Source organism: Aminobacter niigataensis, assembly GCF_014200015.1.
GTDB lineage: Bacteria > Pseudomonadota > Alphaproteobacteria > Rhizobiales > Rhizobiaceae > Aminobacter > Aminobacter niigataensis.
In genome coordinates this window covers 276931-296475 of record NZ_JACHOT010000001.1, presented here as the reverse complement: position 1 = coordinate 296475, position 19545 = coordinate 276931, and the positions used below count along the sequence as shown (strand labels likewise).

Annotated in this window: 23 protein-coding genes; 6 read left to right on the top strand and 17 right to left on the bottom strand. The window is 65.1% G+C overall.

Translation table 11 applies throughout. The annotated features are described in order from the left end of the window. Positions 1-58: 58 nt before the first annotated feature. From GGQ99_RS01555 to GGQ99_RS01545, 3 genes are all read right to left on the bottom strand, one after another. Positions 59-751 carry a glutathione S-transferase family protein gene (locus GGQ99_RS01555; RefSeq protein ID WP_183260201.1) on the bottom strand — a complete coding sequence of 231 codons (693 nt, stop codon included), beginning with the start codon at positions 749-751 and terminating at the stop codon, positions 59-61. A 22-nt stretch (positions 752-773) separates the two neighbouring features. Continuing rightward, positions 774-1364 (bottom strand): VOC family protein, encoded by a 591-nt coding sequence (locus GGQ99_RS01550; protein ID WP_183260199.1) that lies wholly within the window; start codon positions 1362-1364, stop codon positions 774-776. Positions 1365-1530: 166 nt separating this feature from the next. After that, on the bottom strand, positions 1531-1812 hold the full coding sequence (locus tag GGQ99_RS01545; RefSeq protein WP_183260197.1) for a DUF2249 domain-containing protein: 282 nt from the start codon (positions 1810-1812) through the stop codon (positions 1531-1533). 212 nt (positions 1813-2024) lie between these two features. On the opposite strand from GGQ99_RS01545, the gene hemN reads away from it, so the two are divergent. Next, on the top strand, positions 2025-3377 hold the full coding sequence (gene hemN, locus GGQ99_RS01540; RefSeq protein ID WP_183260195.1) for an oxygen-independent coproporphyrinogen III oxidase: 1353 nt from the start codon (positions 2025-2027) through the stop codon (positions 3375-3377). 122 nt (positions 3378-3499) lie between these two features. Here hemN and GGQ99_RS01535 read toward each other — a convergent pair whose 3' ends face one another. The 6 genes from GGQ99_RS01535 to GGQ99_RS01510 form a co-directional block, all read right to left on the bottom strand. Next, positions 3500-5398, bottom strand: coding sequence for a nitric oxide reductase activation protein NorD (locus GGQ99_RS01535; RefSeq protein WP_183260193.1), 1899 nt, complete (start codon positions 5396-5398; stop codon positions 3500-3502). 8 nt (positions 5399-5406) lie between these two features. Beyond that, a complete protein-coding gene (locus GGQ99_RS01530) occupies positions 5407-6219 on the bottom strand; it encodes a CbbQ/NirQ/NorQ/GpvN family protein (protein ID WP_183262325.1) in 813 nt (270 codons plus the stop codon). 89 nt (positions 6220-6308) lie between these two features. Continuing rightward, positions 6309-7655, bottom strand: a complete 1347-nt coding sequence (locus tag GGQ99_RS01525; protein WP_183260191.1) for a cbb3-type cytochrome c oxidase subunit I — start codon at positions 7653-7655, stop codon at positions 6309-6311. Between the two features lie 18 nt (positions 7656-7673). Then, the gene (locus GGQ99_RS01520) at positions 7674-8126 is read right to left on the bottom strand and encodes a c-type cytochrome (protein ID WP_055970023.1); all 453 of its coding nucleotides are present in this window, start codon (positions 8124-8126) and stop codon (positions 7674-7676) included. A 159-nt stretch (positions 8127-8285) separates the two neighbouring features. Beyond that, a complete protein-coding gene (locus tag GGQ99_RS01515; RefSeq protein ID WP_183260189.1) occupies positions 8286-8558 on the bottom strand; it encodes a cytochrome C oxidase subunit IV family protein in 273 nt (90 codons plus the stop codon). 5 nt (positions 8559-8563) lie between these two features. Continuing rightward, positions 8564-9121, bottom strand: coding sequence for a cytochrome c oxidase subunit 3 (locus GGQ99_RS01510; protein WP_425486769.1), 558 nt, complete (start codon positions 9119-9121; stop codon positions 8564-8566). A 106-nt stretch (positions 9122-9227) separates the two neighbouring features. Between GGQ99_RS01510 and GGQ99_RS01505 the strand changes: the two genes are divergently transcribed. From GGQ99_RS01505 to GGQ99_RS01490, 4 genes are all read left to right on the top strand, one after another. Further along, entirely contained in the window at positions 9228-9383 is a 156-nt protein-coding gene (locus GGQ99_RS01505; RefSeq protein WP_156381067.1) for a hypothetical protein, read from the top strand. 20 nt (positions 9384-9403) lie between these two features. Continuing rightward, positions 9404-9853, top strand: coding sequence for a hemerythrin domain-containing protein (locus tag GGQ99_RS01500; protein ID WP_183260185.1), 450 nt, complete (start codon positions 9404-9406; stop codon positions 9851-9853). 205 nt (positions 9854-10058) lie between these two features. Continuing rightward, positions 10059-11177, top strand: coding sequence for a copper-containing nitrite reductase (nirK, locus tag GGQ99_RS01495; protein WP_183260183.1), 1119 nt, complete (start codon positions 10059-10061; stop codon positions 11175-11177). 73 nt (positions 11178-11250) lie between these two features. After that, the gene (locus GGQ99_RS01490) at positions 11251-12123 is read left to right on the top strand and encodes an SUMF1/EgtB/PvdO family nonheme iron enzyme (RefSeq protein WP_183260181.1); all 873 of its coding nucleotides are present in this window, start codon (positions 11251-11253) and stop codon (positions 12121-12123) included. A gap of 77 nt (positions 12124-12200) precedes the next feature. On the opposite strand, the gene GGQ99_RS01485 is transcribed toward GGQ99_RS01490, so the two are convergent. Both GGQ99_RS01485 and GGQ99_RS01480 read right to left on the bottom strand, forming a co-directional pair. Next, a complete protein-coding gene (locus GGQ99_RS01485) occupies positions 12201-13406 on the bottom strand; it encodes an NnrS family protein (RefSeq protein WP_183260172.1) in 1206 nt (401 codons plus the stop codon). Positions 13407-13484: 78 nt separating this feature from the next. Next, a complete protein-coding gene (locus GGQ99_RS01480; protein WP_183260170.1) occupies positions 13485-13928 on the bottom strand; it encodes a pseudoazurin in 444 nt (147 codons plus the stop codon). A 146-nt stretch (positions 13929-14074) separates the two neighbouring features. On the opposite strand from GGQ99_RS01480, the gene GGQ99_RS01475 reads away from it, so the two are divergent. Further along, positions 14075-14779 carry a Crp/Fnr family transcriptional regulator gene (locus tag GGQ99_RS01475; protein ID WP_108607517.1) on the top strand — a complete coding sequence of 235 codons (705 nt, stop codon included), beginning with the start codon at positions 14075-14077 and terminating at the stop codon, positions 14777-14779. 16 nt (positions 14780-14795) lie between these two features. Here the strand turns inward: GGQ99_RS01475 and GGQ99_RS01470 are convergent, their stop codons facing one another. From GGQ99_RS01470 to napF, 6 genes are all read right to left on the bottom strand, one after another. After that, positions 14796-14996: a DUF1858 domain-containing protein gene (locus GGQ99_RS01470; RefSeq protein ID WP_108607516.1), complete on the bottom strand. Its 201-nt coding sequence runs from the start codon at positions 14994-14996 to the stop codon at positions 14796-14798. A 91-nt stretch (positions 14997-15087) separates the two neighbouring features. After that, positions 15088-15804 carry a cytochrome c3 family protein gene (locus GGQ99_RS01465; RefSeq protein WP_108607515.1) on the bottom strand — a complete coding sequence of 239 codons (717 nt, stop codon included), beginning with the start codon at positions 15802-15804 and terminating at the stop codon, positions 15088-15090. Positions 15805-15808: 4 nt separating this feature from the next. Further along, on the bottom strand, positions 15809-16285 hold the full coding sequence (locus tag GGQ99_RS01460) for a nitrate reductase cytochrome c-type subunit (protein WP_425486768.1): 477 nt from the start codon (positions 16283-16285) through the stop codon (positions 15809-15811). Next, entirely contained in the window at positions 16282-18786 is a 2505-nt protein-coding gene (napA, locus tag GGQ99_RS01455) for a periplasmic nitrate reductase subunit alpha (protein WP_183260165.1), read from the bottom strand. The genes GGQ99_RS01460 and napA overlap by 4 nt, the downstream gene beginning before the upstream one ends. After that, positions 18783-19049: a chaperone NapD gene (locus GGQ99_RS01450; protein WP_183260163.1), complete on the bottom strand. Its 267-nt coding sequence runs from the start codon at positions 19047-19049 to the stop codon at positions 18783-18785. The genes napA and GGQ99_RS01450 overlap by 4 nt, the downstream gene beginning before the upstream one ends. Continuing rightward, the gene (gene napF / locus GGQ99_RS01445) at positions 19042-19545 is read right to left on the bottom strand and encodes a ferredoxin-type protein NapF (RefSeq protein WP_183260161.1); all 504 of its coding nucleotides are present in this window, start codon (positions 19543-19545) and stop codon (positions 19042-19044) included. The genes GGQ99_RS01450 and napF overlap by 8 nt, the downstream gene beginning before the upstream one ends.

The following is a 19545-nucleotide window of genomic DNA, read 5'->3' as shown; positions in this document are numbered from 1 at the left end:
ATTTTGCGCGCCGCCGTTAATTGTGCAATGCGGCAATCGAGGTCTTGGAACTGCTGCGTCAGCTGGCCTGCGATCTCACATAGCCGATGTAGCCACGGACGTCGGCGGCCGGCTCGGCATAGGCCTGGCCGAGCGCATCCTCCATCGCCGCGACATAGTCCTTCGCCCAGGCCGGCAGCGGATAGTCGATGACCGCCAGGAATTCCAGCGTCGCTGCGAACCGGATGTCGGCGATCGACGGCTTGTCGCCGCCGATGAATCTTTTGTCCTTGATGTAGAACGTGCGGAAGACATCGAGCGGTTCGGCGAGTGCCTCGACGGCCGCCTTGCGCGCCTTCTCCTTGGTGTCGGGATCGGCATCGCTGTGGCCGACCTCGCCCGGATATTGCGGAAAATTCAGCGCCGGATAGGTCGCCCGTGCGAGATACGGGTAGAACGTGCCGATCAGGTAGAACATGGCGCTGTCGATCATCGCCCGCTTTTCCGGGCTGCTCGGATAAAGCCCCTCCAGCCCGTGCTTGTTGCTGAGATACTGCATGATCGCGCAGCTCTCCCAGAGCGCACCGTTCGGAAGCTCCGCCGTCTCGATCATCGGCGTCAGATGCGCGGGACAAATGGCCAGGTATTCAGGCGACCTGGTCTGGCCGAACACGTCGTTCTCGGCGAAGTCGAGGCCGGCGGCACGGACGAACACGCGCGCGGCCATGTTGTTGACGCTGGGCTTGATCACGTTGAGCTTGATGTCGGGCATGTCATCGCTCCCTGCTTGTGTGTCAGCTCTTGGTGTAGGGATCCTTCGGCGTCCGGTCGGACGACAGGGTCGCGCGGCTCCCCTCGACCAGCGCTTCGATAGCGTCGGCCAGGTGGATCTCGGCAATGTTGTAGTCGCCGCGGGCAACCCTCACCTTGTGCGCCTCCATGAGCACGTCGGCATGCGTGTGACCGTGGGGCGGCTCGAAACGATAGGAGGCGAGTTCGATCAGCAGGCCGAGCGGATCCTCAAAATAGATCGAATCCATGAAACCGCGATCCTTGACGCCGCTGTGCCTGATGCCGCGCTCGTCGAGACGGGCGACGGCCTGCAGGAAGGTCACGCGCGAGACCGCAAACGCGATGTGGTGGACGCAGCCGATGTCCGTCGGGGTCCGTTCCGGTGCCGGCTTGCGGTTCTCGTCGGTGAAGATGGTGATCAGGCGTCCGTCGCCAGGGTCGAAATAGAGGTGGCTTTCGCTGGCCCTGTCGAGATTGGGCTGTTCGAAGATGAAAGGCATGCCGAGCACGCCTTCCCAGAAGTCGATCGACGTCTTCCTGTCGGCGCCGACCAGTGTGATGTGGTGAACGCCTTGAGACTGGAGCTTGCGCATTGCCATCCTCCGCCGGCAGCCGCGACACGCGACGGCGCCGACCGCGGATACTAGTTCAAAACCCGTCCCTGTGCCAGAAAACGCCCGCGCCCAAGTCCGAGCATTCTCCGATTATTTGCCAAAGCAGCGATGGCGTCAGGGCTAGCGGCTTGCCAGCCGCTCTGGTTCAGTGGCTGCCGCAGCAGCAATCGCATCCTTGCCCGTCATTGCGGCCGATCTCGACGCGCCAGAGATCGGGGCCCTGCTCCAGATACTCCCAGGTGAGTTCCGTCGGGAACGCCATTTCGAGCTGGTAATGCAGCGGGCGCGGATCGTGATCGCTGGCCAGCACGAACGTTGCGCCAGGCGCCAGCCCATCGACCATGGCGAAAATCCTGGGATGGCGTTCCATCCTCGGAATGGTCCTGACATCGATCACGGGGATGCTTCCGGCTTCTGCGATTGCCATGTTGTTCTGTCCTCCGGCCCGCAACAGGAAATGCCGGGAGAAGCGGCCGCCCTGCCCCCGGATGCGGGAAACCCTAGAGCGGAAGGCGAAGGCCGAGATTGCCGAAACGCAAACAATTCGGGGAAATGGCCCCAGCTTGGCATTTCGCAAAGAGACCGGGCAGCCGGCGGCCTAGATCAGTCGGAAGCAACAGCGACAGAACTGGAAAAGCCATGACCGCAACCATACTGGAGAAATATGGCGAGGCCCGCCTGCCCCGCTACACGAGCTACCCCACCGCGCCGCGCTTCTCGCCGGCCATCGGCACGGGCGCCTATGGCGACTGGCTGCAACAGTTGCCAGGCAACGACCCGGTGTCGCTCTACCTGCACATCCCGTTCTGCCGCTCGATGTGCTGGTACTGCGGCTGCCACACCACCATCACCAGGCAGGACCGGCCGATCCTGGATTACCTGGCCGTCCTGAGCGACGAAATCCGCATGGTGGCGGCGCGCATCCCGCACCGGCTGCCGGTCGGCGAAGTGCATTTCGGCGGCGGCACGCCGACCATCGTCTCGCCGGCGGAGTTCCTGGCGCTGGCGGCGCTGCTGCGCGACCACTACGACTTCTCCGACACGACCGGCATCGCCGTCGAGATCGACCCGCGCCGCCTGACGGCTGAAATGGCGCTGGCGCTCGGCACGGCGGGCGTCACCCGCGCCAGCTTGGGCGTGCAGAGCTTCGATCCCGTGGTGCAGAAGGCGATCAACCGCATCCAGACCCAGAAGCAGACGGCGGAAGCCACCGACAACCTGCGCCGCGCCGGCATCAGCGGCATCAATTTCGACCTGATCTACGGCCTGCCGCACCAGACGGTGCAGTCCTGCATCGACACCGCCCATGCAGCCATGGCCATGCTGCCCGACCGTTTTGCGGTGTTCGGCTATGCACATATCCCTTCTTTCAAGAAGCACCAGCGCATGATCGACGAGGCCGCCCTGCCCGACGGTGCCGCCCGCAACGCCCAGGCAGAAGCCATTGCCGAGACGCTGACCGCCGCCGGCTACCGGCAGATCGGCCTCGACCATTTCGCCCTGCCGGGCGACGATCTCGTCCAGGTACAGGAAGCGGGCAAGCTGAGGCGCAATTTCCAGGGCTACACGACGGACAACTGCCAAACGCTGATCGGCTTCGGCGCGTCGGCGATCGGCCGCATGAAGGACGGCTACGTGCAGAATGAAGTAGCGCCCGGCCTCTATGCCCAGCACATCGCTTCGGGACAGCTCGCGACCGCCAAGGGATATCGCCTGACAGCAGAAGACCGGTGGCGGGCCGAGATCATCGAACGGCTGATGTGCGATTTCAACGCCGACGTCGGCGCGATCTGCAGGACGCATGGCGTTGACCCATCGGCGCTGCTTGCCGGCAATATCAGGCTGAAGGAACTGGCCGCCGACGGGGTGGTAACGATTGCCGATGGCGTGGTTCGCGTCAGCCGGGAGCACCGCTTCGTCATCCGCGCGGTCGCGGCGGCCTTCGACGCCTATCTCGACCAGTCGGCGCGCACGCACAGCAAGGCGGCTTAGGTCGGCTCAACGCTCGCGTGCGGGGCGCGACAGAACGCGGCGCCTGACGTTTACTTTGCATCAAAAGCAAAAAAGGCCCGGCTCTGGCGCGCCGGGCCTTTCGCCATCGCGGCCTTGTCCCCCTAGCCTGCAAGGCTGCGATAGATGGCGGGAAGTGCGGCCGGCAGCTTGGCGATGTTGCCGACCATGGCGTAGCCGTTCTGGCCGAAAAGCGCCGGAACGTAGGATTTCGCCTCGCGGTCGACAGTCACGCCGAAGACACCAAGCCCGCTGCGGCGGGCCTCGATGACGGCGCGGCGGCTGTCCTCCAGCGCGAAACGGCCTTCATAATGGTCGAGGTCGTTGGGCTTGCCGTCGGTCAGCACCAGAAGCAGTTTCTTGCGATTGGGCTGCTTTGCCAGCTCCGCCGTGGCGTGCCGGATGGCCGCCCCGATCCTGGTGTAATAGCCCGGCTTAAGGGCCGCGATACGCGCCTCGATGGTTGAACTCATCGACTCGTCGAAGGCCTTGACCACCTCGATGCGAACCCAGTCGCGCCGCCGCGACGTGAAGGTCAGGATCGAGTGGTTGTCGCCGCAGGCGGCGAGGCCGTTGGCAAGGATCAGCAGCGCTTCCTTCTCGACGTCGAGAACCCGGCGATTGTCGAACCAGGCGTCGGTCGAGAGCGACACGTCGACCAGGATGGTGACCGCAAGATCGTGTACCTGGGGCCGGCTCATCAGGTGGATGCGGTCGCTGCCCTGGCCGCCGGCGGCGAGATCGCAACGGGCTCGCACCACGGCATCAAGGTCGAGGTCGACGCCGTCGAGTTGGGCGCGCAGGACCTCATGGCGCGGCCTCAGCACCTCGAACTGGCGGCGCACGCGTCTTATGAGGCGCCGGGTCTCGAGATCGGGCTCGCCGGCCATCCCGGTTTCCGCAGCAGGCGCGGCCAGAACCCGGCAGTGATCGGGGAGATAGGTGCCGGTCCGGAAATCCCATTCAGGATAGGTACGTTCCGCAGTCAACGGGCTGCGGTCCAGCGCTTCCGGCGGCAGGTCGAGATCGAAGCGGAAGCGCGAGGCCGGGCGCCCCTTGCGCTCGCCGAGCGTCATGTCGTCGAGGTCTTCGGCGGCCTTGGCATCGTCGTCGCTGTCGTCGGAGGGCCGGTCGACATTGACCATCTCGGCCATGGCGAGGATCTTCTCGAAGCGGTTCAGGATGAACGGGCTGCGGTCGTCCTTGCGCGCCTCCTGGTTCTCGCGCACCGCGACCTGGCGCTCGATCTCGACACCACTGGCATCGCGGCCGCCGGTGACGGGCTCGTCCTCCCCGCGGCGGGGCGAGGTCTCCGGCCGAAGCAGCGCGTCGGGCCACAAGGGTACGGGTAGCATCGGCAGGTATCCCGCCGGAGCGCGGTGCGGGAAGATCGCCGGCAGGGTATCGTCCGGCAGGCCGGCTTGGTGCCTGAGCAGGCTGGCCACGCGCCCTTCGACCTGCGCCTCGACCGAGGGCAGCGGGCCGCGATGGCGGGCGGCAAGCGTGGCCGCCGCCAGTCGCCGATAGCGGCGCCAAAGCCCCGGAAAGATTTCTGTCACGCTGGCAACCGTCGCCTCCGCGCGCCGCAAGGCTTCTAGGTCGCGCAGCAGCGGATCGATCTCGACGATGGGATCGAGCGGCATCAGGGCCATATAGGCGGAAAGCCAGACATAGAGATCGCGGTTGAACCCCTTATCGGGGAACAGGTCGATCACTGCCGGCAGCATCAGCGACGAGCCGTCGCGCGCCGGCTGGGCGAGCTTTTCCTCGCCGAGCCCCATGCGCTGGCGCCAGCCGAGGCGATGGCCCGAGGTCTTGCCGCGCACGGCAGCGATCTGGACGGCACCCTCGCCGCCGAATCCGCGAAAGCAGACGGCAAGCACCGGCTGCATGGCGGCCAGATGCACCGCATGTTCGGGATGGCGCGGCCAGGTCTGGACGTGGCCGATCAGGCGATGCCAGGCGCGGCCGACCGTCTCTTCCAGCTCGAGGAAATCAAGCATGGCCGGCCTCAGCGGATCAAGGAATCGGCAAGCTCGACCAGAGCCGCCTTGACGTCGGGCTCGTCGGTCAGCGGTTCGATCATCGCGGCAAGCACCGCTTCGCGCGCCGGCACGCCGGCGTCGATGAGCGTGGCGCAATAGACCAGCAGGCGGGTCGATGCGCCCTCCTCCAGGTCGTGGCCCTTGAGCGCGCGGATGCGCCGGGCGAGTTCGACCAGCGGCGCGACCTGGCCTTCGGCAAGCCCGCTTTCGGCCGACACGACGGCGATCTCCTCGGCCTTGGGCAGGAAGTCGAACTCGATGGCGACGAAACGCTGGCGGGTGCTCGGCTTCAGGCTTTTCAGCAGGTTCTGGTAGCCAGGATTGTAGGAGACGACGAGTATGAAGCTCGCCGGCGCGACCAACTGCTCGCCGGTGCGCTCGAGCGGCAGGATGCGGCGGTCGTCGGTCAGCGGATGCAGCACCACGGCGACATCCTTGCGCGCCTCGACGATCTCGTCGAGGTAGCAGATGCCGCCCTCGCGCACGGCGCGGGTCAGCGGCCCGTCGACCCAGACGGTATCGCCGCCCATCAAGAGGTAACGGCCGGTGAGGTCGGCGGCGGCAAGGTCGTCATGGCAGGAGACCGTCGACAGCGGCAGGCCGAGCTTCGCCGCCATATGGCTGACGAAGCGGGTCTTGCCACATCCGGTCGGGCCCTTGAGCAACAGCGGCAGCCGCCGCGCCCAGGCGCGCTCGAACAGGCTGCATTCATTGCCGGAGGGACTGTAATAGGCCGGGCTGTCGGCGGCGGGGCGGACATTCGGCAACTTGGCCGTCATGGGGGCGATGGTCATCGGGGGAACTCCGTGGGAAGCGGTCGCAGGTGCGGGATGTCCGGCCCCGGACGAACCGGGGCCGGAGGTCGGTGTCATTCGGCGGGTTGCAGGGAGCGGGCGGGCTTCTCGCTGCGTTGGCGTCCGGGCACCAGCACGGCCCACATGAACATCAGCGCCGAGACGACCACGACGACGCCGGAGCCAAGGCGCACCCAGTAGAACAGGGCGAGCTGGTCCTGCACGTCCATGTAGCTCTCGCCCAGAACGCGCTGGAGATGCACCTGGACGACGCCGGCGAAGGTCAGCGCGAAGGTCATCACCGACATCGCCGTGACCATCATCCAGAAGCTGGTGATGTTCAGCCACTGATTGTAGGGCGCGCGACCTTTGATCTCGGGAATGGCATAAGCCATCATGGCGAGATTGAGCATCACATAGGCGCCGAAGAAGGCGAGATGCCCATGCGCCGCCGTCACCTGCGTGCCGTGGGTGTAGTAGTTCACCGACGACAGCGTGTGCAGAAAGCCCCAGACGCCGGCGCCGAAGAAGGCCATGACCGAGCAGCCGATGGACCACAGCAGCGCTGCCTTGTTGGGGTGGTTGCGGCCAGCCTTCCAGGTCATGTGGAAGGTGAACAGCACCATGGAGAAGAACGGCGCCACTTCGAGCGTCGAGAACAGCGAGCCGATCCACTGCCAGTAGCCGGGCGCTCCGATCCAGTAATAGTGGTGGCCGGTGCCGAGGATGCCGGAAAACAGCGCCAAGCCGACGATGACATAGAGCCACTTCTCCACGACCTCGCGGTCGACGCCGTTGAGCTTAATCATCAGGAAGGCGAGCACCGATGCCATGATCAGCTCCCACACACCTTCGACCCAGAGATGGATGACGTACCACCAGTACATCTTGTCGAGCGCCAGGTTTGACGGGTTGTAGAACGAGAACAGGAAGAAGATCGCCAGCGCCCAGAGCCCGAACAGCAGGATGTTGGTGACGGCGGTCTTGCGCCCCTTCAGCGCCGTCATGGTGATGTTGAACAGGAACATCAGCACGACGACGACGATGCCCACCTTGATGACGAAGGGCTGTTCGAGGAACTCGCGGCCCTCGTGGATCCGGAACAGGTAGCCGACCACGGCGATGCCCGCGGCGATGAAGAACATCCAGAACTGGAGGATCGCCAGCTTCGGGCTGTAGAGCTCGGTCTCGGTTTCCTCGGGCAATAGGTAATAAGTTGCGCCCATGAAACCCATCAGCAGCCAGACCACCAGCGCATTGGTGTGGATCATGCGGATGATGTTGAACGGCAACAGCTCCGACAGCGTGTTGGGCACGACATAGACGAGGCCGGCAAGCACGCCGAAGGCGACCTGGGCCAGGAACAGGACCAGGGCGCCGTAGAAATAGGTCATCGCGACCTTTTGCGTTTCATATTTCATGTCTCTCTCCTAGGCGCCTCAGCCTGCCTCGTTCGGGGGCCACTTCTGGGTGTTGATACGGCTGGTCCATTCGAGGAAATCGGCGAGATCGTTCAGTTCCTCGTCGTTGAGGTTGAACTGCGGCATCTGGCGCCGGCCCTCGATCCCGGACGGCTGCGCCGCCATCCAGGCCTTGAGCGTTTCGCGCGCGCCCTCGGGGTCGCTCTCGCCGCCGTAGCGCTTCCAGACATTGCCGAGTTCGGGCGCGAAATAGGCGCCCTCGCCCAGGATGGTGTGGCAGTTGATGCAGGAGTTCTTCTCCCACACATGCTTGCCGCGCGCGACGGAGTCCGTCAGCGTCTTCTCGTCCGTGGAGGTCGTGCGGATGTAGAAATGGCTGTGGGCCGTCAGCCCGACGAAGATTGCGAAGAAGAAGATCGAGCCGCCGTAGAAGACGTTTCGAGCCCCCGTTTTTGTGAGGCGTTCTGCCATCACGTGATCCTTTCCAGACAGAGGCCGCGCCAGCGGTTCGGCCCGATCGTTTTCCCTCCCGACAGGCAAAGCCCGGCGGTCTCCGGTTACCCGGACCGGAACCTTCTATGGGTTTGGGGAAGAGCTTCTTTGCGTTTTGGCAAACAAGTCGCCCGCGGCTCAGCCGGCCGACATCACGACAGCGATCGCCTTTGCCGCACCGCCCAGCGCCAGCACCAGGCACCAGCCCAGCAGCGCACGCGACATCGCCGCCTGGCCGCGCAGGCCCATGAAATCCAAGATGACGAGGCGGACCTTGAGCATGGAGAGACCGAGAACGAACGCGGTCCCGCCCGCCGCGCCGCCAAAGCGCACGGCCAGCACGCTCGCCCCGGTCAGGGCGAGAAGGATAAGCCAGGAGCGGGCAAGCCGCCGGGAAGAGCCGTCCGCCATGCCGCTCACACGAGATAGACGAGCGGGAACATGACGATCCAGATCAGATCGAAGACATGCCACAGCGTGGTGATGAGGATGACGTTGGCACGGCTGGTCCGCCAGCTGACGAGGAGCAACACCAGCGCGCCGAAGGCGACGTGCAGCAGGTGGAAACCCGTCAGCAGGAAGTAGAGCTCGAAGAACACGCCATAGGCTTCATCTCCGGCATGGCCGATCTCGCCGCTGTATTCGAACAGCTTGATGGCAACGAACAGCAAGCCGAACAGTGCAGCCACGACAAGCGCGCCCCTGGCCTGGCCGCGCGTCGCTCCAGGCCGCGCCGCGCGCGCCGCCTGCCAACCGCTGGTGAGCAGCACGGCGGTGTTCAGCGCGGCGAGCGGCACGTTGAGGTGCACGCGCGCTGCGGCGAACTGGTCCGCCTGCACGATGCCGGCGACCATGAAGGCAACAAGCAGGATGCCGAAGGCGGCGAGCTCGCTCCACACCAGGATCCAGAGCAGGAAATCGCCGACGTCCAGCGCTTCGCCTTCCTGCACATGCGTCGAAACGGTCATGTCCATGCTGCTTCTTAGGCAGGCGGCGGCAGGGCTTCTTTGCGTTTGCGCAAGGTGACGGGCGCGAAAATCTGCGACATCGCGGCATCGGCATCGAGCAATGGAGCCCGCGATGAGCAACGCCCAATTCGGCCTTTCGGTCGCCACGCCGATCATCGTCGGCTTCGCGCTGCTGCTTTATCGCATGGGCGTCCTGCAGCGCACGGGAGCTGCGTCCGCGGTGCTCGCATCGATCGCCATCGCGGCGGTGCTGTTCTTCAACCAGTAGACGTTGCAGGGCCGGTGGCGATGAACGATCCCAATTCGACGGCTGGTTTCACCGAGTTGAACGGGCTTTATCGCGCGACACTGCAAATCTGCGACAGGCTAGAAGCCGTCGCCGATTCCCTTCCCCGTCCCGACCGCAGGCTCTGCCGGCAGATTGCCGCCGAGCTCAAGCCGGCCATCGCGGCGGCAAACAGGCTGGAGGAGGAAATCCTCTTTCCCGCCGCCCTTGGTCGCCTGCCGGCTGCCGGCACCGGGGCGACGATCGAGCGGCTGCGCCGGGAACATGCACAGGACCATGCTGCCGCCGACGAAATCGTCCGGATCCTCGTCACCCTTTCGCGCGGCGGCGGCAAGCGCTCCTGGGATGCGATCGGCTACATGCTGCGCGCCTATTTCCTGGCCGTTCGCCGCCATGTGGCATGCGAGCAGAACCTGCTCGCCGCCCTGCGCACGCCCCCTTGCCCCGACTGACGCGGCATCCCACGCGGGAAGCTGCCCTGGCCGCCCGGCCAAGCATTGCGGCGGCGCTCTACTGCCGACCCGCCATTTTCCGCAAGGGCAGACCAAGTTGCGGCACTGCAACAATTGTTTGCGCTGCAACAAAGATCGCTTGCCGCAAGCCGCCTATCCTCCTGACCGTAATAACAGGCAACGCCAATAACGAAGGAGAACTGAAATGTTGACGCGACGCGAAGCACTCTTGGGAACGGCCACAGGTGCGGCAGCGGCCGCGCTCCTGGGCTCGGTCATCGCAACCCCGGCGCTGGCACAGGCAAAGGTGGCCGACATTGCCGGCCTGCCGCGTGTCAGCGTCGACCTTGTTGCCCCGCCCTTCGCCCACCCTCACGACCAGATCGCCAAGGGCGGCCCGAAGGTCATCGAATACCGGATGACCATCAAGGAACTGCCGATGGTGATCGATGACGAAGGCACGACGCTCCAGGCGATGACCTACGAAGGCTCCATGCCCGGCCCGTTGATGATCGTCCACGAGGGCGACTATGTCGAACTGACGCTGGTCAATCCCGAAACCAACGAGATGCCGCACAACATCGACTTCCATGCCGCCACCGGCGCGCTGGGCGGTGGTGCGCTGACCCACGTCAACCCGGGCGAACAGGCCGTGCTGCGCTGGAAGGCGACCCGCACCGGCACCTTTGTCTACCACTGCGCGCCGACAGGCATGATCCCCTGGCACGTCGTCTCCGGCATGAGCGGCGCCGTCATGGTCCTGCCGCGCGACGGGCTGAAGGACGGGGCCGGCAAGCCGCTGAAGTACGATCGTATCTTCTACATCGGCGAGCACGACCTCTATGTGCCGCGCGACGAGAACGGCAAGTACAAGAAGTACGAGAGCCTCGGCGACAGCTATGACGAGACGTTGAAGGTGATGCGCGGGCTGATCCCGACCCACGTCGTCTTCAACGGCAAGGTCGGTTCGCTGACCGGCGACAACGCGCTGAAGGCCAAGGTCGGTGAAACGGTGCTGTTCGTCCACGCCCAGGCCAACCGGGACAGCCGGCCCCACCTGATCGGCGGCCACGGCGATCATGTCTGGGAAGAAGGCAAGTTCGTCAATGCCCCGGCCAAGGACCTGGAGACCTGGTTCATCCGCGGCGGATCTGCGGGCGCGGCGCTCTACACCTTCCTGCAGCCGGGCATCTACGCCTACGTCAACCACAACCTGATCGAGGCTGCCGAACTCGGCGCAACCGCCCACGTGATGGTCGAGGGTGAATGGGACGACGACCTGATGAAGCAGGTGCAGGCACCCGGTCCGATCCCGACCAACTGACCGGCAGGCTCCTTTCACTGTCCAACTCGGCCCGCCGGCATGCCTGCGGGCCGTTTTTTTAAGGATGAGATCGATGAAACCCGGCTTTCTCCTGACCACAGCGCTCGTGATCCCCGCCATCGCGCTGGCCGTCTACCTGACCCGTGATCCAGCCGGGCCCGCCGCCCCGCCGGCAATGGCCTCGCCGCAGACGGTCGCCATTGCCCCCGGGCGGCTGGCCTACAGGCTGCCCGGCGAGTTCCAGACCGCCGAGCGCCCGGTCGATGCGCCGGAGGATCGCGTCCGCTTCCGCCGTTCCTTCGACATCATGGCCTATCAGGTCAGCGCTGCCGACTATGCCCTCTGCGTCGCCGATGGCGCATGTGATCAGGCGGATGGCGCCGTCCAGCACCGGCAAAACCTGCCCGCGACGGGCGTGAGCTTCCGCGATGCCAACGCCTACGCCCAGTGGCTGTCGCACAAGACGGGAGAAGGCTGGCGGCTGCCGACCGACGAAGAGTGGGCGTTCGCGGCAGCCGAACGTTTCAGCGACGAGGGTATCGACCCCGACGGCGGCAGCGACGCCATTGCCCGCTGGCTGGCGCGCTACCGCAGCGAATCCGAGGCAGCGAAAGGCCGTGATCCCGAGCCCAAGCCGCAGGGACATTTCGGCACCAATTCCAACGGCCTACACGATGTCGGCGGCAATGTCTGGGAATGGACGACGACCTGCTACCGCCGGGTGGCGCTCGACAGGAACGGGCGCGTCGACACCAGCACAGACAATTGCGGCGTGCGGGTCGTCGCCGGCAAGCATCGCGGCTACATGTCGTTCTTCATCCGCGACGGCAAGAGCGGCGGCTGTGCGGCAGGCCTGCCGCCCGACAACCTCGGCATCCGCCTCGTCAGGGAGCGTCCGTCGATGCTGTCGGCCTTCAAGGCGCTCTGGCGCGGCGCCACCGGCTAGGCGATCCGATGGCAAAGGCCCGGACCTCCGATGGAGATCCGGGCCTTCTTAGTTTCCGGCAGTTCAGGCCAACCTTGTCACGACGGTGCAGGGTTGGCTTGCCGCGCGCGCAGCTTGGGACGCAGCAGCATGCCGCCATAGACTGCCGCATAGCCCAGGAAAGCGAGCGTCCAAGCAGCAGCCGAGACATGCAGCAGCGGTGTCATGCCGGGCAGGAAAGCGTAGGCGATTCTGAGGATTGCCGACGCGACGACTGCAACGAAGACCATGCAGGTGGCGTTGCCGGCATGCAGCGCGTGTCCCGTATGCCCAAGCGTAGCCCGCGACATCACCGCAAGCGTCATCGCGCCGATTGCGCCGGTGCCGAAGGCATGTAGGCCTGCGGGCGGTGCCACGACTTCGGGCAGGAGGACCGCAAGCGCTGCCAGCACGAACCCGACCGGCACGAAGGCATAAGCCACGTGCAGGATGACCACCAGCGGATCGTGCCAGGTGCGCTCGCCGGCCCAGCGACTGAGCCTTGCCACGTTGAGCGCCCCTGCCGCGAGCAGTGCTGCGCCGCCCGCCACATGATCCGGGAAGCAGGTCCAGGCCAGAAGCGCGGCTGCCGAGCCCAAGATCGTGACAGCATCGAAGCGGTTGAATGGCACCGGCAACCGCCCCGGAGCCTGGCGCGCCAGCCAGTTGCGGGTGAAGCTCGGGATGATGCGGCCGCCGATGATCATGATCAGCACCACGGTCGCGCCGATCCCGAGCCGCCGGGCGATGTCGGCCTCGCCGTTGAAATGCACTTCGAGATGGTAGGCGACATTGGCGGCAAACAGGACGCCGACCGGCACAAGCACCTTGAGATTGCGCCAGTTGCGGCCGGCGATGATCTCGACGGCGGCTGCCACGGCGACCGCCAGCAGGAACGAACTGTCGATCACGGCGGCGGCGAGCCAGCCGATGTCGGCCGAGAAGAACACCGCGAAACGGCCGGCCAGCCAGATCGCCACCAGTACCGCCAGCGGCAGCCCCTGCACGGGCAGCCGGCCCGTCCAGTTGGGGATGGCGGTGAGCAGGAACCCGGTGACGATGGCCGCGACATAGCCGAAGATCATTTCATGGATATGCCAGTCGACCGGGGTGAAGACGCTCGCCGTCTCCAGCCGCCCGTAGAGCATCGGCAACCACGCCAGGATGGTCAGGCCCGCATAGAGCGAGCCGAGCAGGAAGAACGGCCTAAAGCCGTAGGAAAGCACGGCGGGATAGTTTCCCGGCCGAACGCGTGGAATAGCCATGACAGCCCCTCCAACGGGAAATGCCGGGTGGAACCACTCCACCCGGCTGGCTTAGAGACAGATTTGAATGCCCCGCACTCAGTTGCCTGCGGGCACCTGCGCGAGAAGCACTTCGAACGACTTCTTGGCCTTGCCCATCTGCTTGACGGCCTTGGCCTGCTCGAGATTGGTCGGCTTGCCGACCACGATCAGTGCCACCATGCCCATGCCGTAGTGCGGCGTGCACTTGACGCCGTAGACGCCTTCCTTGTCGAGGGTGACGGAAATCTTCTCATTCATCTTGCCCTTGAAGGGCGTCGCCCCCTCCGGGATCATGCCCTTGATGCTTTCGGCGTCGTGAGACTTGTCGGTCGGCACGAAGGTGATGGTATCGCCGGGTGCGGCAACGACGAAATCGGGCTGGAACACCATCGCGCCCTTTTCGCCCTTGTTGAGCATCTGGATCTCGATTTCGGCGGCCTGCGCGACACCGGCCAGAAGCATGGCTGCGAACGCGGCTGCGGTGGCAATGGCGTATTTCATGATCTTTTCTTTCCTTTCACGACGGCTCCAGCCGTTGGGCCTTGCCTATGTCGTTTTTGCTGGGGACACTTTGATCCAGCGCAAACCGCAGCGAGATGATCTGTGGTTTCGGAGAGCAGGATCGGGCACTCGCAGGAGCAACTGAAATGAGCCGTCTTGACCGCTCGCTAATCGCCGGCTTGCCCGTCTTCCAGGGCATGACCCCGGCGGATCTCGACCGTGTCCTCCAGCAGGCGCGTTCGCTGCGCATCGCCAAGGACCAGACGGTCTTCGAGCAGGAAGGTGACGCGCACTCCTTCTTCCTCCTGCTCGACGGCCACGTTCGCGTCGTCAAGACGACGCCGGACGGCCAGCAGGTCATCGTCCGCTACATCAGCCCGGGTGAGCTGATGGGCATCGCTCATGCGCTGGGACGCACCACCTACCCCGCCAGCGCCGTTGCCGCCGTCGACTGCGTCGTGCTCGCCTGGCCGGGCAATCTGTGGCCCGACCTGGCCGGGTCCTTTCCGAGCTTTGCCACGGGCACCTACAAGACTGTCGGCACCCGGCTCCAGGAGGCCCAGGCCCGCGTCGTCGAGCTGGCCACCGAGCAGGTCGAGCAGCGCGTCGCCCACGCGCTGTTGCGGCTGGTCAAGCAGACGGGACGCAAGACCGAGGAAGGCATCCTCATCGACTTCCCGATTTCGCGCCAGGACATCGCCGAGATGACGGGCACGACGCTGCACACCGTCAGCCGGCTGCTCACCGCCTGGGAGGAAAAGGGGCTGGTCAAAAGCGGACGCCAAAAGGTCACCGTGGTCGAGCCGCACCGGCTGTTCGCGCTGGCCGAAGGGCGCGCCGACAAGGGCTGACGGGCAGTCTGCGTCCTCACTTCATCGCGCTCGTCAGGTCGCGAACCAGCACGTCCTCGTCCAGGTGATGCTCCCGCGCGGCATCTGCAACGGTGTGGAACGAGGCGATCGGGCAGCCGACGCAGATCAGGCCGTGGCCGAGCATCACGCGTATGGTTCCCGGCCATTGGCGCATGATCGCGTCCATGCTCATGTCGTCGTTGAAACGTGGCTTCATCGTCGCTCGCCGCTTGTGAAGCCACGACAATGGACGTTTCCGGCCTCGCGATCATTGCGCGCGGACAAACAGAACGCGGATTGCGCCGGCCTCAGTCCAGCGCCATGGCTTCCATGGGCAAGCCGGCATGGGAAGCCTTGACGTAGCGGTCGAGGGCATCGACGGCCGAGGATTGCGGCAACTGGTTGCCCTGCAGTTCCGGCGGCACCTGCCAGCCGGGTGCGATGCCCTTCATGTTGGGCAGTTCGTGGGCGATGCCCTTGTGGCAGTCGATGCAGGTCGCCTTGCCGGAAAGCAGGTAGCGCGTGTGGATTTCGGCGGCGCGCTGGGTCTGGCGCGTCAGGTCCATCGCCACCGACGAGTGGCAGTTGCGGCATTCGAGGCTGTCATTGGCCTTCAGCCGCGCCCATTCGTGCTGGGCAAGCTCCAGTCGCTTGTCGAGGAACTTGCGCCGGGTGTCGATCGTCCCGAAAATCTTGCCCCAGACCTCCTTCGAGGCCTGCATCTTGCGGGCGATCTTGTCTGTCCATTGGTGCGGCACATGACAATCCGGACAGGACGCACGCACGCCTGACCGGTTGGCGAAGTGGATCGTATGGGTCAGTTCCTGGTAGACGTTGTCGCGCATCTCATGGCACGAGGTGCAGAATTTCTCCGTGTTGGTGACCTCCAGCGCGGTGTTGAACGCGCCCCAGAACATGACGCCGCCGACAAAGCCGCCGAGCGTCAGGAAGCCGAGGCTCAGCGTGCCGGCCGGTGTACTGACGATCTGCCACGCCCATAGCAGCCACTCTTTCAATCGTTGCATGGGCCTACTCGCTGCCGGCGGGCTTGAAGCCCAGTTCGCTCATGTCCTTGAAACGGTTCTCGACCAGTGGCCGCACATCCGCCTGCGGCACGTGGCATTCGGTGCAGAAATAGCGCCGCGGCGAGACGTCGGCCAACATCTGACCCTCGCGCGTCATGTAGTGAGTGACGCTGATCATCGGCGCGCCCGAACTCTGGGTGAACTCGCGCTTGTGGCAGGACAGGCAGCGGTTGGTGTTGACCGAGAGCTGATAGCCCTCGATCGAATGCGGGATGACTGGCGGCTGCTCGGGATAGGCGCGCATCTTGCGAACGTCGTCGGTCACCCATTTGGGAACCGGCGCCGCCGGGATCGTCTCCATCGGCGACGGTGGCCCCGTCAGTTCGGGGGACTTGTCGGCGGCCATCTGGGCCAGAGCAGCCGTGCCCGCGCAGAACAGCGTGACGAAGACAAGCGCAGGGACGCTGCGCCGCAAGCTCATGCGACCGGAACGATCTTGACTGCGCATTTCTTGAAATCCGTCTGCTTGGAGATGGGATCGGTGGCGTCGAGGGTGACCTTGTTGATGAGCTGGCTGGCGTCGAACCACGGCACGAAGATCACCCCGCTCGGCATCCGGTTGCGCCCGCGCGTCTCGATGCGCGAGCGGATTTCGCCGCGCCGCGAGATCACCCGCACCTCTGCGCCCTGGTTGATGCCGCGCTTGCGCGCGTCGTCGGCATTCATGAAGCAGCGCGCGCCGGGGAATGCCTTGTAGAGCTCGGGCACGCGCAGCGTCATCGAGCCGGAGTGCCAGTGCTCGAGCACGCGCCCGGTGACCAGCCAGATGTCGAACTCCTCGTCGGGCGATTCCGCCGGCGGCTCGTAGGGCACGGCAAGGATCACCGCCCTGCCGTCGGGGCGGCCGTAGAACTTGACCCCCTCGCCCGGCTTCACATAAGGGTCGAGGCCCTCCCGGTAGCGCCAGCGCGTTTCCTTGCCGTCGACCACCGGCCAGCGCAGCCCGCGCACCTCGTGATAGGTGTCGTAGGGCGCCAGGTCGTGGCCGTGACCGCGGCCGAAGGTGGCATATTCCTCGAACAGGCCCTTCTGGATGTAAAAGCCGAACTCGGTGGCCTCGTTGTTGGCGTAGTCCGGGTTGATCTCGCTACGCGGGAACTTGTCGACATTGCCGTTGCCGAACAGCACGTCGAACAGCGTCTTGCCGCGATAGTCCGGATTGGCGTCGAGGATTTCCTTCGGCCAGACCTCGTCGGTGGTGAAATGCTTCGAGAACTCGGCCAGTTGCCAAAGGTCCGAGCGCGCCTCGCCGGGGGCCTGGACCAGTTGATGCCAGACATGGGTGCGGCGCTCGGCATTGCCGTAGGCGCCCTCCTTCTCGACCCACATCGCGGCGGGCAGGATGATGTCGGCCGACATCGTCGTCACGGTCGGGTAGGCGTCGGAGACGACAATGAAATTGTCCGGGTTGCGATAGCCGGGATAGGCCTCGTTGCTGCTGTTGGGCGAAGCCTGGATGTTGTTGTTGACCTGCACCCAGTAGAAATTGAGCTTGCCGTCCTTGAGCATCCGGTCCTGCTCGACCGCGTGGAAGCCCGGCTTGTCGGGCAAGAGACCGGGCGGCAGCTTCCAGATTTCCTCGGCGTGCTTGCGGTGCTCGGGATTGGTGACCACCATGTCGGCCGGCAGGCGATGGGCGAAGGTACCGACCTCGCGCGCCGTGCCGCAGGCCGAGGGCTGGCCGGTCAGCGAGAACGGGCTGTTGCCCGGCTCGGAGATTTTGCCTGTCAGCAGATGCAGGTTGTAGACCATCTGGTTGGCCCAGACCCCGCGCACATGCTGGTTGAAGCCCATCGTCCACAGCGACATCACCTTGCGGCCGGGATCAGCGTAGAGTTCGGCAAGCTCTTCGAGAAATCCCTTCTCGACGCCGGTCAGTTCGGCGACCTTGTCCAGCGTGTATTCCGAAACCAGCTTCTTGAACGCCTCGAAGTCCGTCGGCTCCATGTTTGCGGCATTGGCCGCGCCCTTGGCGGCAACCTCGCGCGGATCTTCCGGCCTCAGGCCGTAACCGATGTCGGTCTCGCCGCGCATGAACACGGTATGGTTCTTGACGAAGTCCTCGTTGACCCGGCCCGTCGTGATGATGTGGTTGGCGATGTAGTTGAGGATGGCGAGGTCGGTTCCGGGCTTGAACACGACAGGAATGTCTGCAAGGTCCATGCTGCGATGGGTGAAGGTCGACAGCACCGCCACCTTGACGTGCTCATGTCCCAATCGCCGGTCGGCCAGACGCGTCCACAGGATCGGATGCATCTCGGCCATGTTCGAGCCCCACAGCACGAAGGCGTCGGCAGCCTCGAAATCGTCGTAGCAGCCCATCGGCTCGTCCATGCCGAAGGTGCGTATGAAGGCGTAGGCGGCGGATGCCATGCAGTGGCGGGCGTTGGGATCGAGATTGTTGGAGCGGAAGCCGGCGCGCATCAGCTTGGTCGCGGCGTAACCTTCGAAGATGGTCCACTGGCCGGAGCCGAACATGCCTAGTGCCGTTGGTCCCTTCTCCTTGAGCACCGCCTTGACCCGCTCGGCCATCAGGCCGAAGGCCTCGTCCCAGCTCACCGGCTCGAACTCGCCGTCCTTGTCGTAGACGCCGTTGCGCTTGCGCATCAAAGGCGTCGTCAGCCGGTCGGCGCCATACATGATCTTGGACAGGAAATAGCCCTTCACGCAGTTGAGGCCGCGGTTGACCTCGGCCTGGGTGTCGCCATGGCTGGCGACCACCTGGCCGTCCTTGACGCCGACCATGACGCCGCAGCCGGTGCCGCAGAAGCGGCACGGCGCCTTCGACCACTTGATCTCCAGCGAGCCGACCCCGCCGGGGATGGGCTGCGCCGACGCCGGCAGTGCAATGCCTGCCGTTGCAGCCGCAACGGCAGCCGCCTGCGCCTTCAGGAGCTCGCGTCGGTTCAATTCTGCGGTCATGGTGCCGAGCCCTCCAGTTCCTCGATATGTTCAAAGACCATGTTGGCCGCGACCACGCCGTCGAGGGCGCCAAGCGCTGTGAGCTGCGCGCCCAGCTCGCCGGCGCTTTTGCCTTCCATCACGACCACGATGCGGTTGTTTTCCTGCGCCCTGATTTCCGGGCCGCCCATGGCGACGATCGCATCGGCCACTTCGGCCAGCCGCCCGGGCATGACGGCGATCACCGCGCTCGATATGTGGTGGTAGCGTCTTTCGTCAGCCATCGACGGCCTCCGGCATGCGTGACGCGACCGCAATCGCCTGCGACGGGCATAGCCCAATACAGGCACCGCAGCCGGTGCAGGCACTCTCGTTCAACTCCGGCACGAATGGTCCGCCGATGCGCGGCCGAAATGCAATCGCCGCTTCCGGGCAGGCGTCGCGGCAAGTCATGCAGGACACCTCGCTGCGGGCCAGGCAGGCGTCTGAAATGGCCACGACATGCGAAAAGGCGGGCGGCGCAGCGCGGTCGAAAACGGGTTCCGGGCAAACCGTGGCGCAGTCGCCGCAAAGCAGGCACTCGCCGGCCTGGAAATTTAGCGACGGCTTGCCTTCGACCAGCGCGATGATGGCGGTCGGGCAGGCTTCGACACAGGCACCGCAACCGGTGCAGGAGGCAAGCCCATCTTCAAGCATGCCGGGAGGCAGGATTCTTCGCACCGGCTGTTCGTCGCGCCCGGTCAGGAACGACCTGCGGCTGATGCTGGCCGGCACCGCCAT

What these genes read in the sequence shown, in the direction of transcription:
- GGQ99_RS01555 (WP_183260201.1), bottom strand. Translation starts at nt 751, where the DNA reads ATGCCCGACATCAAGCTCAACGTGATCAAGCCCAGCGTCAACAACATG.
- GGQ99_RS01550 (WP_183260199.1), bottom strand. Translation starts at nt 1,364, where the DNA reads ATGCGCAAGCTCCAGTCTCAAGGCGTTCACCACATCACACTGGTCGGC.
- GGQ99_RS01545 (WP_183260197.1), bottom strand. Translation starts at nt 1,812, where the DNA reads ATGGCAATCGCAGAAGCCGGAAGCATCCCCGTGATCGATGTCAGGACC.
- hemN (WP_183260195.1), top strand. Translation starts at nt 2,025, where the DNA reads ATGACCGCAACCATACTGGAGAAATATGGCGAGGCCCGCCTGCCCCGC.
- GGQ99_RS01535 (WP_183260193.1), bottom strand. Translation starts at nt 5,398, where the DNA reads ATGCTTGATTTCCTCGAGCTGGAAGAGACGGTCGGCCGCGCCTGGCAT.
- GGQ99_RS01530 (WP_183262325.1), bottom strand. Translation starts at nt 6,219, where the DNA reads ATGACGGCCAAGTTGCCGAATGTCCGCCCCGCCGCCGACAGCCCGGCC.
- GGQ99_RS01525 (WP_183260191.1), bottom strand. Translation starts at nt 7,655, where the DNA reads ATGAAATATGAAACGCAAAAGGTCGCGATGACCTATTTCTACGGCGCC.
- GGQ99_RS01520 (WP_055970023.1), bottom strand. Translation starts at nt 8,126, where the DNA reads ATGGCAGAACGCCTCACAAAAACGGGGGCTCGAAACGTCTTCTACGGC.
- GGQ99_RS01515 (WP_183260189.1), bottom strand. Translation starts at nt 8,558, where the DNA reads ATGGCGGACGGCTCTTCCCGGCGGCTTGCCCGCTCCTGGCTTATCCTT.
- GGQ99_RS01510 (WP_425486769.1), bottom strand. Translation starts at nt 9,121, where the DNA reads ATGGACATGACCGTTTCGACGCATGTGCAGGAAGGCGAAGCGCTGGAC.
- GGQ99_RS01505 (WP_156381067.1), top strand. Translation starts at nt 9,228, where the DNA reads ATGAGCAACGCCCAATTCGGCCTTTCGGTCGCCACGCCGATCATCGTC.
- GGQ99_RS01500 (WP_183260185.1), top strand. Translation starts at nt 9,404, where the DNA reads ATGAACGATCCCAATTCGACGGCTGGTTTCACCGAGTTGAACGGGCTT.
- nirK (WP_183260183.1), top strand. Translation starts at nt 10,059, where the DNA reads ATGTTGACGCGACGCGAAGCACTCTTGGGAACGGCCACAGGTGCGGCA.
- GGQ99_RS01490 (WP_183260181.1), top strand. Translation starts at nt 11,251, where the DNA reads ATGAAACCCGGCTTTCTCCTGACCACAGCGCTCGTGATCCCCGCCATC.
- GGQ99_RS01485 (WP_183260172.1), bottom strand. Translation starts at nt 13,406, where the DNA reads ATGGCTATTCCACGCGTTCGGCCGGGAAACTATCCCGCCGTGCTTTCC.
- GGQ99_RS01480 (WP_183260170.1), bottom strand. Translation starts at nt 13,928, where the DNA reads ATGAAATACGCCATTGCCACCGCAGCCGCGTTCGCAGCCATGCTTCTG.
- GGQ99_RS01475 (WP_108607517.1), top strand. Translation starts at nt 14,075, where the DNA reads ATGAGCCGTCTTGACCGCTCGCTAATCGCCGGCTTGCCCGTCTTCCAG.
- GGQ99_RS01470 (WP_108607516.1), bottom strand. Translation starts at nt 14,996, where the DNA reads ATGAAGCCACGTTTCAACGACGACATGAGCATGGACGCGATCATGCGC.
- GGQ99_RS01465 (WP_108607515.1), bottom strand. Translation starts at nt 15,804, where the DNA reads ATGCAACGATTGAAAGAGTGGCTGCTATGGGCGTGGCAGATCGTCAGT.
- GGQ99_RS01460 (WP_425486768.1), bottom strand. Translation starts at nt 16,285, where the DNA reads ATGAGCTTGCGGCGCAGCGTCCCTGCGCTTGTCTTCGTCACGCTGTTC.
- napA (WP_183260165.1), bottom strand. Translation starts at nt 18,786, where the DNA reads ATGACCGCAGAATTGAACCGACGCGAGCTCCTGAAGGCGCAGGCGGCT.
- GGQ99_RS01450 (WP_183260163.1), bottom strand. Translation starts at nt 19,049, where the DNA reads ATGGCTGACGAAAGACGCTACCACCACATATCGAGCGCGGTGATCGCC.
- napF (WP_183260161.1), bottom strand. Translation starts at nt 19,545, where the DNA reads ATGGCGGTGCCGGCCAGCATCAGCCGCAGGTCGTTCCTGACCGGGCGC.